Raw genomic sequence first — 14,462 nt, forward strand, 5'->3', positions numbered from 1 at the left:
CTACCGCCGGCCCACCCCCATCCGCCAGGCCACAGCTCCCGCCGCCGCCAGCCCCCCAATCGCCAGCGCGCTGCTCACCACAAACGGGTTCCCACCCCCCACCGCCGGTGCGAACCCCACGCCCACGTACAGCGTGACCCCCGTCGCGCCGCCCAACTGGTCCGCCGCCCGCTGGACGCCCGAGGCGATGCCCGCGTCGGACTCCGTCACCCCGCTCACCGCCGCGTACTGCAGGCCGATGATCCCGAAGCCCAGGCCCGCCGCGATCAGCAGCATCGCCGGGGTCATCGCCAGCGGGCCCGCCTCGACGTGGGTCACGAACGCGAGCAGCAGCAGCGCCAGCCCCGTCAGCCCGATCCCCGTCAGCGCGCACATCCGCGCACCCCAGCGGCCCAGCAGCCGCGGTACCAGCATCGACGCCCCGATCAGCGTGAACGCCAGCGGCAGCATCGTCAGGCCCGCTTCCAGCGGGCTCAGGCCCCGGTGCTCCTGCAAGTAGTACGTGAACAGCAGGAACGACGTCGACAGCGCCGCGCTCAGCAGTGCCGTCGCCAGGTTCGCCATCACCCGCGGGCCGTTGCGGAAGAACCCCAGCGGCACCAGGGGGTTCGCCGAGCGGCGTTCCACCGCGGCGAAGCCCACCGCCGCCAGCACCGCGCCCGCCAGGGACACCGGCGGCAGCCACGATCCGCCACCGCCCTCCTCCCCCGCCTCCACGACGCCTACCGCGAACAGCAGCGGTGCCGCGGTCAGCAGCAGCGAGCCCGGCAGGTCCATCGGGGTGCGGGCCGGCGGCGGGTCTGCCGGTACGAGGAGGAGCGTCGCCGCGAGGACGACGGCGATGAACGGTACGGACACCAGGAAGATCCACCGCCATCCGAACAGCTCCGTGATCACCCCGGACAGCACGAACCCGAGCACCAGCCCGCAACTCGCCACCGCCCCCCACACGCTCAGCGCCCGCGACCTCCGCGGCCCCTCGGGGAACATCAGCACCACCACCGCCATCGCCGCCGGCAGCGCGACCGCCTCGCCCGCGCCCTGGAGCAGCCGGGCCGCCACGAGCCAGCCGAACGACGGCGCCAGCCCCGCCCCCAGCGACGCGAGGCCGAAGAGCGCAGTGCCGGACAGCAGGACGCGGCGGCGGCCCAGGACGTCGCCCAGCCGGCCGCCGAGCATGAGCAGCCCGCCGCCGGTGATCGTGTATCCGACGACCACCCACGTCAGTTGGCGGTCGTCGGCCGCGAAGTCCGCCCCGATCGACGGCAGGGCGATGTTGACCACGGTCACGTCGACCGCGATGAGGAACTGCAGCATGGCCATGCAGCACAGCACCAGCCATGCGCGCGCCGGGGACGCGGAGTCCGCGCGCGCGGAAAGAACGGAAAGAATGCCTGAGAACACCTGGAAGCTCCGTTGCTCGGAGTCGAGTGAGACGAGTTCCGGGCAGCACGAAGAGGCCGCTCCGGTCGATCGATCACGAAGCGACGGAAATGTACGAGCTTGTCCATGGGCCCGTAGAACGCCTATACGCGCCTACGGGCAGAAGGTGACGTACGTCCCGCCGCTAGCGGGACGTCCTCGTCACACCGGCGCAGCCGGCTCCAGAAGCACCTGACATGAGTCCTACGTTATCCCAGCCGGGCCGGCAGGCCACAGGCGGTTCTTCAGTGGCCGAGGTTCCTGCCCGCCATGCGCTCCAGCCGGGCGATACGTTCCGCCATCGGCGGGTGCGTCGAGAACAGCCGCGACATGTTGCCCGACCCCCGCTGGAACGGGTTCGCGATCATCATGTGGCTCGCCGTCTCGATCCGCGGCTCCGGCGGCAGCGGGAGCTGCTTCGTGCCCGCTTCGAGCTTCCGCAGCGCGCTCGCCAGGGCCAGCGGATCGCCGGTGAGCTGGGAGCCGGTCTGGTCGGCCTCGTACTCGCGGGAGCGGCTGACCGCGAGCCTGATGATGCTCGCCGCCACCGGGCCCAGGAAGAGGACGAGGAGCATGCCGAACGGGCCCGGGCCGTTGCCGTTGCGGTCGCCGCTCGGGATCAGCCAGGCGAAGTTCACCAGGAACATCACCACCGACGCGAGCGCGCCCGCGATCGACGAGATGAGGATGTCCCGGTTGTAGACGTGCATCAGCTCGTGCCCCAGGACGCCGCGCAGCTCGCGCTCGTCGAGGATCTGCAGGATGCCCTCGGTGACGCAGACCGCCGCGTTGCGCGGGTCGCGGCCGGTCGCGAAGGCGTTCGGGGCCTGGGTGGGCGAGATGTAGAGCCGGGGCATCGGCTGGCGGGCCTCGTTGGAGAGCTCGCGCACGATGCGGTACAGGTTCGGCGCCTCGATCTCGCTGACCGGGCGGGCGCGCATCGCGCGCAGGGCCAGCTTGTCGCTGTTCCAGTACGCGTACGCGTTGGTGCCGATGGCCACGACGAGCGCGATGATCAAGCCCGTACGGCCGAAGATGCTGCCGATGAGCAAGATCAGCGCAGACATGCCGCCGAGGAGCGCGGCTGTCTTCAGCCCGTTGTTCGACCGGTGCACGGTGTGCCCTCCAAAGCCTGCCGCCGCAAGTGTCGGCCGTCTCCTTCCAGTGGACCCCTCCCACGCACTGAACGCCCGGCTCACCGGATAAGTTCCCTGGTCAGCGCAGATTCCCCGGGCGCCGCGCGGGTGAGGCGGCGCTACAGCAGGGCTTCGCCCGCAAAGCGGAGTACGAGCTGCGGTGCGCCCGAGAGCGCGACGCCGAGCGCCGCCGTCAGGCCGATGGCGCCGCGCAGCGGGGCGGCCAGGGTGGTACGGACCGGGGCGGGATCGCCGTCCGGAGCCGCGGGGGCCGGGCGGAACAGCAGTGCCGTCCACTGGAGGTAGTAGTACAACCCCACCACCACGTTCGCCGCCATGACCACCGCTAGCCACCCGAGACCCGCGTCCACCGCGGCCCCCAGGACCGTCACCTTCGCGAACAGGCCGATGATCCCCGGCGGCAGCCCGGCGAGGTTGATCAGGAAGAAGGCCAGCGCCAGCGCGACCGGCAGCCGCGTCGCCGCCAGGCCCCGGTAGTCGGTGATCCGGCCGCCGCGGCCGCCCTTCGCGGCCACCGCGGCGACCACCGCGAAGGCGCCGAGGTTCACCACCCCGTACATCAGGGCGTACGAGAGGGTGGCGCCCACGGCGCGCTCCGGCTCGTCAGCGTAGGCCGCGGCGGCGATCGGGACCAGCAGATAGCCGGCCTGCGCCACGGACGACCAGGCCAGCAGCCGGACCGCGCTGTGCGGGGCGCCGACGCGCTGGCGCAGGGCGGCGACGTTGCCCGCGGTCATCGTCAGCGCCGCCAGGACCGCGATCGCCGGGCCCCACACCTCGTCGTACGCCGGGAAGGCCAGGACGGTGACGAGGATCAGCCCGCTGAAGCCCACCGCCTTGCCGACCACCGACAGGTACGCGGCGACCGGGATCGGTGCGCCCACGTACGTGTCGGGCACCCAGAAGTGGAACGGCACCGCCGCCGTCTTGAACGCGAACCCGACCAGAGTCAGCACCACCCCCGCCGCCGCCAGCGTCTCCAGCCGCTCCGGCGCGTCCGCGAGCCCGTCGGACAGGTGCGCCAGGTGCAGGCTGCCCCCGGCGGCGTAGACGAAGCTGATGCCGAGGAGCATGACGGCGGTCGCGGTGACGGAGGAGAGGAAGAACTTCAGCGCCGCCTCGGACGACAGCCTGTCCCCGCGGCGCAGGCCGACCAGCGCGAACGCCGGCAGCGAGGCGACCTCCAGGGCGATCACGAGCGTGGCCAGGTCGCGCGCGGCGGGCAGCAGCGCCGCGCCCGCTGCCGAGGCCAGCAGCAGGAACCAGAACTCCCCCGCGGGCAGCTTCGTCGCGCGCACGTCGTGCACGGACAGCAGCGCGGCGAGCAGCGCGCCCGCGAGCACCAGGAGTTGCACGACGAGCGCGAAGCGGTCGGCGGTGTAGCTGCAGACGTTCGGATCGCCGGTGAGACAGAAGGTGGTGCGGTCGCCGTCGAGGAGCGGCAGGAGCGCGAGCAGGGAGACGGCGAGCGCGGCGACCGCGCCCCAGCCGAGGAGGTGCTTGGCGCGCTCGGGTACGAAGAGGTCGGCGACCAGCAGCGCGACGGCGGCCACGGCGACGATCGTGGGCGGCGCGACGGCGAGCCAGTCGACGGACTGCACGACGGACTCGGCGAGGACCGTGTCCGCCGTCCCGCCTGCCGGGGGTGCGGCGGACGGGACTGCGGCGGCGTGTGCGTACGTCATCAGCTTCCTCCCGCGAGGAGCTTCTGCACGGCCGGGTCGGTCAGGCCGAGGAGTGCGGCGGGCCAGAGGCCGGCGAGGACGGTGAGCGTGACGAGCGGGCTCCAGGCGGCGATCTCGTACCGGCGTACGTCCCCGAAGGCCGGCCGCTCCCCCGGCGTCCTGTCACCCATGCAGACGCGGCGGACGACGACCAGGAGGTACGCGGCGGTGAGCAGGGTGCCGAAGCCGGCGACGGCCATGAAGACCAGGTACGCCGGCCGCGGGAGCCCTGCGGCCGGGTCGTACGCCGCGAACATCGCCAGCATCTCGCCCCAGAACCCCGCCAGCCCCGGCAGCCCCAGCGACGCGACCGCGCCGAAGACGAGCAGTGCGCCCAGCCGCGGGGCGCTGCCGTAGAGGGCGGCGCCGGTGCGGCCGGCGAGGGCGTCGAGGTCGGTGGTGCCGGTGCGCTCCTTGAGGGCGCCGACGAGGAAGAAGAGCAGGCCGGTGATGAGGCCGTGGGCGATGTTGGCGAAGAGCGCGCCGTTGACGCCGGTGGGGGTCAGCGTGGAGATGCCGAGGAGCACGAAGCCCATGTGGCCGACGGAGGAGTACGCGATGAGCCGCTTGAGGTCGCCGCGCGCTCCGGTCCTGGCGAGGGCGAGGCAGGCGAGGGAGCCGTAGAGGATGCCGGTGACGCCGAAGGCGGCGAGGTAGGGCGCGTACGTCTCCATGCCCTCGGGGGCGATGGGCAGCAGGACGCGCACGAACCCGTACGTGCCCATCTTCAGCAGCACGCCGGCGAGGAGCACGGAGCCGACGGTGGGCGCGGAGGTGTGGGCGTCGGGGAGCCAACTGTGCAGCGGCCACATCGGGGTCTTCACGGCGAGGCCGACGCCGATGGCCAGGACCGCGATGAGCTGCGTGGTGTGGGTGAGGTTGGCGCCGTTGTCAGTGGCGAGTGCCACCATGTCGAACGTGCCGCCCTGGAACCCGACGAGGAGGAGGCCGAGGAGCATCACGACCGAGCCGAGCAGCGTGTAGAGGATGAACTTCCAGGCGGCGGCGGTCCGGCCGGCGCCGCCCCAGCGGGCGATGAGGAAGTACATCGGGATGAGCACCATCTCGAACGCCAGGAAGAAGAGCAGCAGGTTGAGGACGGCGAAGGTGGCGAGCATGCCCCCTTCGAGGACGAGCAGCAGCGCGACGAACGCCCGGGGTGACGGCCCGGCGGGCATGACGAAGTAGCCGTAGACCGCGCAGAGGAAGGTGAGCAGCGCGGTGAGGACGAGGAGGGGGAGCGATACGCCGTCGACGCCGAGGTGCAGCCGGATCCCGAGGGCGGGGATCCAACTGACGTCGGAGTCGGCCTGCATGGTGCCGGCGTCGTCGTAGTCGAAGCCGGCGGCCAGGACGACGGACAGGACGAACACGGCGCCGGTGACGGTGACGCCGTGGCGCAGCACCGCCTGGTCGGGGCTCTTGCCCCGCAGGCCGGGCGGCGCGGGGAACAGGGCGGCCAGGGCGCCGAGAAGGGGGAGGACGACGATGGCGGCGAGGACGAGCTGCATCGCTGTGTGGTTCATACGCGGGTGACCTCCGCGGCTTCGGAGGACGGCCGGGGCGTGGGACGGGTGCCGGCGCGGTGCCCGGGCGGGCTGGTGCCGGGGCGGTGCGCGGGGGTGCCGGTGTCCATGCGGCGTCAGCCTCCCGTGACCGACGTGGTGGCGACGACGACCGCGACGGCCAGGACGAGTGCGCCGCCGAGCAGCGCGCTGAGGTAGCTCTGCACGTTGCCCGTCTGCGCGCGGCGGACCGCGGCGCCGAGCAGCCGGGGCGCGGTGCCCGCGCCGCGCACGTACGTCTCGACGACCTCCCGGTCCAGGAAGCGGACCAGCCGGGCCGCGGCCTGTACCGGGCGGACGAAGACCGCGGCGTACAGGGCGTCGACGTGGAAGCCGCGGGCGGCGTGCCGGTAGAGGGCGGGGCCGAGCAGTATGCGGCCAGGGTCCGTGGCGGTGCCGTCGGGGGCGGCGCCGGACGCGGCGGTGCCCTCGTCCGACGGGCTGCCGTACACCGCCTCGTGCGTGGCCTCCGCCTCCACCTCGGTGAGCGCCGGCTCGGCGTCGGGGTGGGCGGCGACGGCGCCCGCGGGCACGCGGGCGGCGAGCCCGGCGGTCTGCTTCCACGCCGCGTACGTCGCCATCATGCCGACGAGCGCCAGCCCCGTACCGAGGACGGCGGTGGCGAGCGTAGGCGTGAGGGAGTGGTCGCCGAGCCAGTCCGGCAGCGTCCAGACGCTCAGCCCGAACGCGAGGGTGGGCAGGAACAGCAGCCACAGCACGGCGTTCATGACGACCGGCTGGCGGCCGTGGTCGGGGGTGGGTTCGCCGCGGCCGTGGAAGGCGAGCAGCCACAGCCGGGCGGCGTACGCGGCGGTGAGCAGCGCGGCGGCGAGCCCGGCGACCAGCACGGTCCAGGCCGCGGCGGCGGGGATGCCCCCCGCGTCGCCGGTCGCGGCGTGCTCGGCCGCGCCCAGGACGGCTTCCTTGGAGAAGAAGCCGGCGAAGGGCGGGATGGCGGCGAGGGCGAGGAGCGCGGCGGTCATGGTCCAGTAGGCGTCCGGCACGCGGTGGCGCAGGCCGCCCATCCGGGCCATCGCGGCCAGCGAGTTGGTGCCGGCGGCGTGGATGACGACGCCGGCGGCGAGGAAGAGCAGCGCCTTGAAGGCACCGTGCGAGAGGAGGTGGAAGACGGCGGCGTCGCGGGAGCCCGCGGCCAGCGCGCCGGTCATGTAGCCGAGTTGCCCGACGGTCGAGTACGCGAGCACGCGTTTGATGTCGTCCTGCGCGAGCGCGGCGAGCGCCGAGCCGACCATCGTGACGGCGGCCATGACCGCCAGCACCACCAGCGCGGCGGCCGAGGCGGCGAAGACGGGCAGCAGCCGGGCGACGACGTACACGCCGGCCGCGACCATCGTCGCCGCGTGGATCAGCGCGGAGACGGGCGTGGGACCCGCCATCGCGTCGGGCAGCCAGGTGTGCAGCGGGAACTGCGCGGACTTGCCCGCGACGCCGGCGAGCAGCAGCAGCGCGATGAGCGTCGGGTGCGCGAGGCCGTCGCCGGAGCCGGCGGCGGTCAGGATGCCGCTGATCCGGAACGTACCGGCCTCGGACGCGAGCGCGAAGATGCCGATGAGGAAGGGGACGTCGCCGAGTTTGGTGACCAGGAACGCCTTGAGCGAGGCGGCGCGCGCGACTTCCGTGTCCCAGTAGTGGCCGACGAGGAAGTACGAGCAGATGCCCATGATCTCCCAGCCGACCAGCAGCACCATCAGGTCGCCGGAGTAGACGACGAGGAACATCGCGGCGGTGAAGAGGGAGACGAGGGCGGCGTACGAAGGGTAGCGCGGGTCGTCGCGCAGATAGCCGGTGGAGTAGATCTGCACGCACGAGGCGACGACGCCGACGAGCACGGCGACGAGCACCGCCATGCCGTCGAGGTGCAGCGCCAGTTCGATCGGCACGGAGCCGGTCGGGGTCAGTTCGGTGGCGGCGGTCACCGGCTCGTCGCCGCCCTGCCGCGCCGCGACGACGGCGGCGAGCACGGCGGCGGTGACGGTCGGCAGTACGGCCAGCGGCTGCACCATGCCCGGGGAGCGGCGGCCGAGGAGCAGGCCGGCGACGGCGCCGAGGAAGGGCAGCAGGGGGACGAGCGCGGCGAGGGTGGTGGTGGTCACGCGGTGGCCTCGGCCTTCTTCGACGCGGTCCCGGACTCGCCGCCGGCGGTGGCGCCCTGCGCCGCATCTTCCGCCGAGTCCTTCGCTCCGTCGCCGGTGTCACCGGCGCCCGCGTCCGTGTCCGTGTCCGTGTCGGCGAGGTCCCGCAGGCGGTCGACGGCGGAGGTGCCCCGGTTGCGGTACACCATCAGCACGATCGCCAGCCCGATGCCGATCTCGGCCGCGGCCACCGCGATGATGAACAGCGTGAACGACTGCCCGGCGCGCAGGGTGTCGCGCAGCCAGACGTCGAAGGCGACGAGGTTGAGGTTGACGGCGTTGAGCATCAGCTCGACGGACATCAGCACCAGGATGGCGTTGCGCCGCGCCAGCACGCCGTAGAGGCCGACGCAGAACAGCAGCACGGCCAGCACCGCCGGATACGCGAGATGCATCAGCCCTCCCCGCCGTCGTCGGCGGCCCCGGCGGCATCGGCGGCCCCGGTTGCGCCGGAGCTCTCGGCGGCGTCCTCGGCCGCGGACCCGCCGTCCTTGCGGGACAGCACGATCGCCCCCACCAGCGCCGCCAGCAGCAGCACCGACAGCGCCTCGAACGGCAGCACCCAGTGCCGGAAGACGCTGGCCCCGAGCAGGTCGGTGGTGCCCTTGGGCTCGTCGAGGTCGATCCACTGCGTACGGAACGCGTCCACCACCAGCGTCACCAGCAGCACCGCCGCCGCCCCCGCCACGCCCAGCGCCACCCACCGGTTGCCCGAGTCGGCGTCCGGCGAGCGGCCTATCGGCGCGCGGGTCAGCATCAGCCCGAAGAGCAGCAGCACGACCACGGAGCCGACGTAGATCAGCACCTGCACCCAGGCGACGAACTCGGCGGTCAGCAGCAGGTATTCGACCGCCAGCCCGCCGAGCGCGACCACCAGCCACAGCGCGGCGTGCACCAACTGCCGGGTGGTCACGGTGATCACGGCGGCGCCGAGGGTCACCAGGCCGGTGAGGAGGAAGACGATCTCGACACCGGTGGGCGACAGGAAGCCGTGGGTCTCGGCGGCGAGGGTCATGCGCCGTCGCCCTCCCCGGCCGCGGGCTCCCCCGCGTCCCGTACGCGCGGGGCTTCCGTCTTCTCCGGGGCTGCTGCCGCCCCCGCTGCCTCCGTTTTCTCCGCCGCCTTGCGCGCCGCGCCCAGTTCCTTCGGCTCCTCCCCCGCCGGGTCCGGCGCGGGCGGGACCGGCACGGTCCACATCCAGTCGCGCAGCCGGTCGCGCTCGTGGGTCAGCTCGTGGATGTCGGTCTCCGCGTACTCGAACTCCGGCGACCAGAAAAGCGCGTCGAACGGGCAGACTTCGATGCAGATCCCGCAGTACATGCACAGCGCGAAGTCGATCGCGAAACGGTCGAGCACGTTGCGGCTGCGCTCGCGCCCGCCGGGGGCGGCGGGCGGCACGGTCTCCTTGTGCGAGTCGATGTAGATGCACCAGTCCGGGCACTCGCGGGCGCAGAGCATGCAGACCGTGCAGTTCTCCTCGAACAGCGCGATGACGCCGCGGCTGCGCGGCGGAAGCGCGGGCAGGGTGTCGGGGTAGTGCGCGGTGTGCGAGCGCCGCGTCATCGTGCGCAGCGTGACCGCGAGCCCCTTGGCGAGCCCCTTCACCGTCAGATCACCACCTTCACGATGCCGGTCAGCGCGATCTGCGCGAGGGCGAGCGGGATGAGGGTCGTCCAGGCGAAGCGCTGGATCTGGTCCTCGCGCAGCCTCGGGTACGTGACGCGCAGCCAGATCACGGCGAAGGCCAGGATCCCGGTCTTCAGCAGCGTCCAGAGCCAGCCGAGCCCGTCGGCGTACGGGCCGTGCCAGCCGCCGAGGAAGAGCACGGCGGTCAGCGCGCTGAGGACGACGATGCCGGCGTACTCGGCGAGCAGGAACAGCGCGAAGCGCAGGCCGGAGTACTCGGTGTACGCGCCGAAGATGATCTCCGAGTCGGCGACGGGGGCGTCGAACGGCGGGCGTTGCAGCTCGGCGAGCCCGGCGGTGAAGAAGACGAAGCCGCCGACGAGCTGCCACGGCAGCCACCACCACTCGAACCCGTCGACGATCCCGACGAGCGAGACCGTCCCGGCGGCCATGGCGACGGAGGCGGCGGCGAGCAGCATGGGCAGCTCGTAGGCGAGAAGCTGCGCGGCGGTGCGGAGGCCGCCGAGGAGGGAGTACTTGTTGGCGGACGCCCAGCCGCCCATGAGGGACCCGAGGACGCCGACGCCCATGACGGCCAGCACGAAGAAGATGCCGGCGTCCAGTGCCTCGCCGACGCCGCCGTCGGGGTGGAAGGGGATGGCGACGAGCACGACGAGGTAGGGCAGGAGGGCGACGGCGGGGGCGAGTTGGAAGACGCGGCGGTCGGCACCGGCGGGGACGACGTCTTCTTTCTGTACGAACTTGAGCCCGTCGGCGACGAGTTGCGCCCAGCCGTGGAAGCCGCCGGCGTACATGGGGCCTACGCGGCCTTGCATGTGGGCCATGACCTTGTGCTCGGTCTGCCCGACGACGAGCGGAAAGAGCAGAAAGACGACGAGCACGCCGAGGAGTGTGAGCAGGATCGCGACCACGTCGTTCACGGACGATCACCGCCTTCGCCGCCCTCGGGGTCGGAGGAGGGTTCGCCTGCGGCGGGCTCGGCGGGTGGGGGGCCTTCGCCTGCGGTGGGTTCGGCCGGTGGGGTCGGCTCGTCGTCGGGCTGGGGGCGTTGCCAGGGGGCATCGGGCGTACGCGCACGGGGGCGCGGCTCCCCGCCCGCGGCGGCGGGCCCGCCGCCGGCGGCCCGCTGCGACGCGGAACCCTCACTGGCGGAACGCGCCCGCCGCGCTCCGCGAGGCGGCCGCCCGGCCCCGGCTCCGCCGGGAGCCGCGCCTGCCGAGTCGTCCGCCGTACCGTCGGCAGGCGCCGGTCCCCCGGTGTCGTCGCCGTCTTGCGTCTCACCCGGCCGGGACGCAGAACTGCCGTCGGCGGCCTGCTGCGACGCCGAGCCCTCACTCACCGAACGCGTGCGCCGCGCACCCCGTGGCGTGCGGGCGGCCCCGGCTCCGCCGGGAGCCGCGGCCGCGGCCGCGGCCGCCGGGGTCTCCCCGGACCCGTCACCCGCAGCAGACCCGCCCCCGGCGTCGCCCCGCGCGCCCTCGGCAGGCGTCCTGCCGCCAGACTTCTCGCCGCCGGAGACTTCGGGCGTCTCGCCCGAAGTCTCCTCGGCCGTCCGCTGCGAGGCGGAGCCCCCGCTCGCCGAGCGCGTCCGCCGTGCGTCGCGGGCCGGGCGGTCGCCGCCGGCTTCGGCGGACGTCGCGCGGGAGCGGCGGGACGGGCGGGCCGGGGCCGGCGGGAGGGTGCCTTTCTGGGGGCCCCAGTCGTTGGGGTCCGGGACGCCCGGGGGTTGCATCTGGCGCCGCTTCGGGCCGCCCGCGTGCGACTCGCCCGGCTCCTTCGCGCCCGGCCACGCCTTCGCCACCCGCGCCGCCAGGACGAAGTCCTTCCGCAGCGGGTGGCCCTCGAACTCCTCCGGCAGCAGCAGCCGCACCAGGTGCGGGTGGCCCGGGAAGTCGACGCCGAACATCTCGTGCGTCTCCCGCTCGTGCCACGCCGCCCCCGCGTAGACGCCCGTCGCCGTCGCCAGCGCCGGGGCCGCGTGCGGGACCGTCGTGCGGAGCAGCAGCCTGCGCGGCGGGGTGCCGACCGCGACGACGTGGGCGGCGATGCGGAAGCCCTCGGCCGGTTCGTCGACGGCGGTGAGCCAGTCGAAGAACGTGCAGCCCAGCTCGTCGCGCGCCGTCCGCAGCGCCACGGTCCAGGCGGCCGCCGGTACGTCCACCGTCAGGACGCCGTACGCCTCCTTCGCCACCGCCTCCGGGCCGAACAGCTCCGTGGCGGGGCGGGGCAGCCAGCCCTCCCCCTGCGGCTCCGTCATCCGGCGTCCTCCGGCGGCTTCACCAGCCCGCTCGTCAGCGCCCCCGCCGGCGCCCCGGACGACGACTTCCCGTACCGCTCGTCCAGCGACTCCCGCGCGATCTTCTCCTGGAGCTTCAGGATCCCCTGCAGCAGCGCCTCCGGCCGCGGCGGGCAGCCGGGCACGTACACGTCCACCGGGATGATCTGGTCCACGCCCTTCGTCACCGCGTACGAGTCCCAGTACGGCCCGCCGCAGTTGGAGCAGGCACCGAAGGAGATCACGTACTTCGGCTCCGGCATCTGCTCGTACAGCCGCTTCACCGCCGGCGCCATCTTGTCCGTCACCGTGCCGGACACCACCATCAGGTCCGCCTGCCGCGGGCCGGGCGCGAACGGGATGACGCCGAGGCGGATGAAGTCGTGCCTGGCCATCGACGCGGCGATGAACTCGATCGCGCAGCAGGCGAGGCCGAAGTTGAAGACCCACAGGCTGTAGCGGCGGCCCCAGTTGAGCACGACCTTCATCGGCTGGGGCGCCAGCCGCTGGAGCAGGCCCACGCTCCGCACGGGGGCGGGCGCGGCGGCGGGGACAGGGGCGGCGGGGTTCACGTCCATTCCAGGACGCCCTTCTTCCAGGCGTACAGCAGGCCCACGGCGAGGAAGCCGAGGAAGATGAACATCTCCACGAGCGTCACCGCCCCGTACCCCGGCGCGGCGAAGACCGTCGCCCAGGGGAAGAGGAAGATGACGTCGACCGCGAAGATCACGTACAGGAAGGCGTACACGTAGTAGCGGACCTGCGTGTGCGCCCAGCCCTCTCCGACCGGGTCCACCCCGCACTCGTACGTCAGCAGCTTCTCCGGCGTCGGCACCGCGGGCCGCAGCAGCCGGGCGCCGCCGAAGGCGACGCCGACGAAGAGCAGGCCCAGCACGGCGACGAGGCCGACCACCCCGTAGCCGTCGAAGTACCCGGCGGCAAGGGCGTCGGCGGCGAGCATGTCCGGCACGTCCGCTCCGCTCCTGACTGCTGTGGCTGGCTGACCCGTGCGTATTCGGTCAGGACATCGACCTGTACGGGCAAGGAGTGTAGGCCCTGCCCCGGGCGCTGTGGCCATCCCGTGTGCGCCAGTTCCTGCGAGCCGCCGACGGTACGGACCGCGCCCGCCTCCGCCGCGGGCCGCGGCGGAGCACGAACCGGAGACTTCTCCGCAAAGGGTGGGGTTAACCCCCGTACGTTCCCCGGTACACCCCCCATGGCGCCCCCGTGCCCCGGCGCGGCACCCTGGGAGGATGAGTCACAGCCGCCCGGGTGCGGAGCCGCCGGTCAAGCCGAGCGGCGACAAGCCGCTGCCCCCACCGCGCCCGCCGCTCAGCGGCACGACCTGGCTGGAGGTCGTGCACCTGCTGGTGAACCTCCCGATGGCGCTCTTCGGCTTCGTCTACGTCTCCTTCTGGCTGCTGCCGGGCGCCGCGCTGTCGATCACCGTCATCGGGCTGCCGATGCTGGCCGCAGGACTCGCCGGAGCCCGCATGCTCGGCTCCTGGGAGCGTGCGCGGGCGCGGGCGCTGCTCGGCGTGTACGTCGAGGAGCCGACGCCGATCCGGCGCAGCACGTACGGCGGCTTCCTGCCGTGGCTGTGGGCGACGCTGAAGGACCCGGTGGGCTGGCGGACGACGCTGTACTGCACGATGCGGCTGCCGTGGGGGATCTTCACCTTCGCCCTCATGTGCGTCTCCATGTTCGTGCTGTGGCCGCTGCTGCCCTGGCTGTCGCGCGCTCTGACCGAGGTGGACCGGGCGATGGTCCGCGGCCTGCTCGGTCCTTCCGACCCGCTGGAGCGGCGCATCAAGGAGCTGGAGGAGAACCGCGGCGTCGTGGTCGACACGGCGGCGGCGGACCTGCGGCGCATCGAGCGCGACCTGCACGACGGCGCGCAGGCCCGGCTCGTGGCCCTGGCCATGGGGCTGGGGCTGGCGAAGGAGAAGCTGCTGGAGGACCCCGAGGCCGCCGCCGAGATGGTCGGCGAGGCGCACGGCGAGGTGAAGCTCGCCCTGGAGGAGCTGCGCGACCTGGCCCGCGGCATCCACCCGGCGATCCTCACCGACCGCGGCCTGGGTCCGGCGCTGTCGGCCGTCGCCGCGCGCTGCACCGTGCCCGTCTCGGTGACCGTCGACCTCAAGGACCGCCCGGCGCAGGCCATCGAGGGCATCGCGTACTACACCGTCTCCGAACTGCTCCAGAACATCAGCAAGCACAGCGGCGCGAAGACCGCGAGCGCCGACGTGTGGCGGGCTGAGGGGCGCATCATGGTGCAGGTCACCGACGACGGGAAGGGCGGCGCCCGGCTGGACGGCGGCACGGGTCTGTCCGGGCTGACGGAGCGGCTGGGCTCGGTGGACGGGCTGCTGGCCGTGCAGTCGCCGAGCGGCGGCCCCACGGTCGTCACCGCGGAACTCCCCTGGCGCAACCGCGAGTCCGAGGCGCAGACGCGCGCGTAGCCCCCCCGCCGGGGGTGGGGTTTTCCCCCGTAACGACAGACCGACCTGCTCCATGGC

Annotated in this window: 13 protein-coding genes; 1 reads left to right on the forward strand and 12 read right to left on the reverse strand. The window is 73.3% G+C overall.

Features of this window, described 5'->3' with window-relative positions; genetic code table 11:
* The 12 genes from ACFYVJ_RS02550 to ACFYVJ_RS02605 all read right to left on the reverse strand — a co-directional run bounded on the left by ACFYVJ_RS02550 (position 1) and on the right by ACFYVJ_RS02605 (position 12,904).
* Positions 1-1,323 carry an MFS transporter gene (locus ACFYVJ_RS02550; RefSeq protein ID WP_388885796.1) on the reverse strand — a complete coding sequence of 441 codons (1,323 nt, stop codon included), beginning with the start codon at positions 1,321-1,323 and terminating at the stop codon, positions 1-3.
* A gap of 344 nt (positions 1,324-1,667) precedes the next feature.
* Complete coding sequence (htpX, locus tag ACFYVJ_RS02555) at positions 1,668-2,537, reverse strand: zinc metalloprotease HtpX (RefSeq protein WP_388885798.1); 870 nt, start codon at positions 2,535-2,537, stop codon at positions 1,668-1,670.
* 140 nt (positions 2,538-2,677) lie between these two features.
* On the reverse strand, positions 2,678-4,264 hold the full coding sequence (locus ACFYVJ_RS02560) for an NADH-quinone oxidoreductase subunit N (RefSeq protein ID WP_388885801.1): 1,587 nt from the start codon (positions 4,262-4,264) through the stop codon (positions 2,678-2,680).
* Entirely contained in the window at positions 4,264-5,829 is a 1,566-nt protein-coding gene (locus ACFYVJ_RS02565) for a NuoM family protein (RefSeq protein ID WP_388885804.1), read from the reverse strand. The genes ACFYVJ_RS02560 and ACFYVJ_RS02565 overlap by 1 nt, the downstream gene beginning before the upstream one ends.
* Before the next feature lie 116 nt (positions 5,830-5,945).
* Entirely contained in the window at positions 5,946-7,982 is a 2,037-nt protein-coding gene (locus ACFYVJ_RS02570) for an NADH-quinone oxidoreductase subunit L (protein WP_388885806.1), read from the reverse strand.
* Positions 7,979-8,416: an NADH-quinone oxidoreductase subunit NuoK gene (nuoK, locus tag ACFYVJ_RS02575; RefSeq protein WP_388885808.1), complete on the reverse strand. Its 438-nt coding sequence runs from the start codon at positions 8,414-8,416 to the stop codon at positions 7,979-7,981. The genes ACFYVJ_RS02570 and nuoK overlap by 4 nt, the downstream gene beginning before the upstream one ends.
* Positions 8,416-9,036, reverse strand: coding sequence for an NADH-quinone oxidoreductase subunit J (locus tag ACFYVJ_RS02580; protein WP_388885810.1), 621 nt, complete (start codon positions 9,034-9,036; stop codon positions 8,416-8,418). Before ACFYVJ_RS02580 ends, nuoK begins: the two co-directional genes overlap by 1 nt.
* Positions 9,033-9,584 carry a 4Fe-4S binding protein gene (locus ACFYVJ_RS02585; protein WP_388886155.1) on the reverse strand — a complete coding sequence of 184 codons (552 nt, stop codon included), beginning with the start codon at positions 9,582-9,584 and terminating at the stop codon, positions 9,033-9,035. The genes ACFYVJ_RS02580 and ACFYVJ_RS02585 overlap by 4 nt, the downstream gene beginning before the upstream one ends.
* A gap of 44 nt (positions 9,585-9,628) precedes the next feature.
* A complete protein-coding gene (locus ACFYVJ_RS02590; RefSeq protein WP_388885813.1) occupies positions 9,629-10,588 on the reverse strand; it encodes an NADH-quinone oxidoreductase subunit H in 960 nt (319 codons plus the stop codon).
* Entirely contained in the window at positions 10,585-11,925 is a 1,341-nt protein-coding gene (locus ACFYVJ_RS02595) for an NADH-quinone oxidoreductase subunit C (RefSeq protein ID WP_388885816.1), read from the reverse strand. Before ACFYVJ_RS02595 ends, ACFYVJ_RS02590 begins: the two co-directional genes overlap by 4 nt.
* Positions 11,922-12,521 (reverse strand): NADH-quinone oxidoreductase subunit B, encoded by a 600-nt coding sequence (locus ACFYVJ_RS02600; protein WP_388885819.1) that lies wholly within the window; start codon positions 12,519-12,521, stop codon positions 11,922-11,924. The genes ACFYVJ_RS02595 and ACFYVJ_RS02600 overlap by 4 nt, the downstream gene beginning before the upstream one ends.
* A complete protein-coding gene (locus ACFYVJ_RS02605) occupies positions 12,512-12,904 on the reverse strand; it encodes an NADH-quinone oxidoreductase subunit A (protein WP_206337833.1) in 393 nt (130 codons plus the stop codon). Before ACFYVJ_RS02605 ends, ACFYVJ_RS02600 begins: the two co-directional genes overlap by 10 nt.
* Before the next feature lie 292 nt (positions 12,905-13,196).
* Here ACFYVJ_RS02605 and ACFYVJ_RS02610 point away from each other — a divergent pair, with 292 nt between their 5' ends.
* Entirely contained in the window at positions 13,197-14,405 is a 1,209-nt protein-coding gene (locus ACFYVJ_RS02610; RefSeq protein ID WP_388885822.1) for a sensor histidine kinase, read from the forward strand.
* The last annotated feature ends 57 nt before the right edge of the window (positions 14,406-14,462 follow it).

The sequence above is a fragment of the Streptomyces sp. NPDC004134 genome (assembly GCF_042874195.1).
Lineage (GTDB): Bacteria > Actinomycetota > Actinomycetes > Streptomycetales > Streptomycetaceae > Streptomyces.

Excerpts from the sequence above, each read along its gene's own strand:
- ACFYVJ_RS02550 (WP_388885796.1), bottom strand. The coding sequence starts at position 1,323 with ATGGCCATGCTGCAGTTCCTCATCGCGGTCGACGTGACCGTGGTCAAC.
- ACFYVJ_RS02560 (WP_388885801.1), bottom strand. The coding sequence starts at position 4,264 with ATGACGTACGCACACGCCGCCGCAGTCCCGTCCGCCGCACCCCCGGCA.
- ACFYVJ_RS02565 (WP_388885804.1), bottom strand. The coding sequence starts at position 5,829 with ATGAACCACACAGCGATGCAGCTCGTCCTCGCCGCCATCGTCGTCCTC.
- nuoK (WP_388885808.1), bottom strand. The coding sequence starts at position 8,416 with ATGCATCTCGCGTATCCGGCGGTGCTGGCCGTGCTGCTGTTCTGCGTC.
- ACFYVJ_RS02580 (WP_388885810.1), bottom strand. The coding sequence starts at position 9,036 with ATGACCCTCGCCGCCGAGACCCACGGCTTCCTGTCGCCCACCGGTGTC.
- ACFYVJ_RS02585 (WP_388886155.1), bottom strand. The coding sequence starts at position 9,584 with ATGACGCGGCGCTCGCACACCGCGCACTACCCCGACACCCTGCCCGCG.
- ACFYVJ_RS02595 (WP_388885816.1), bottom strand. The coding sequence starts at position 11,925 with ATGACGGAGCCGCAGGGGGAGGGCTGGCTGCCCCGCCCCGCCACGGAG.
- ACFYVJ_RS02600 (WP_388885819.1), bottom strand. The coding sequence starts at position 12,521 with ATGGACGTGAACCCCGCCGCCCCTGTCCCCGCCGCCGCGCCCGCCCCC.
- ACFYVJ_RS02605 (WP_206337833.1), bottom strand. The coding sequence starts at position 12,904 with ATGCTCGCCGCCGACGCCCTTGCCGCCGGGTACTTCGACGGCTACGGG.
- ACFYVJ_RS02610 (WP_388885822.1), top strand. The coding sequence starts at position 13,197 with ATGAGTCACAGCCGCCCGGGTGCGGAGCCGCCGGTCAAGCCGAGCGGC.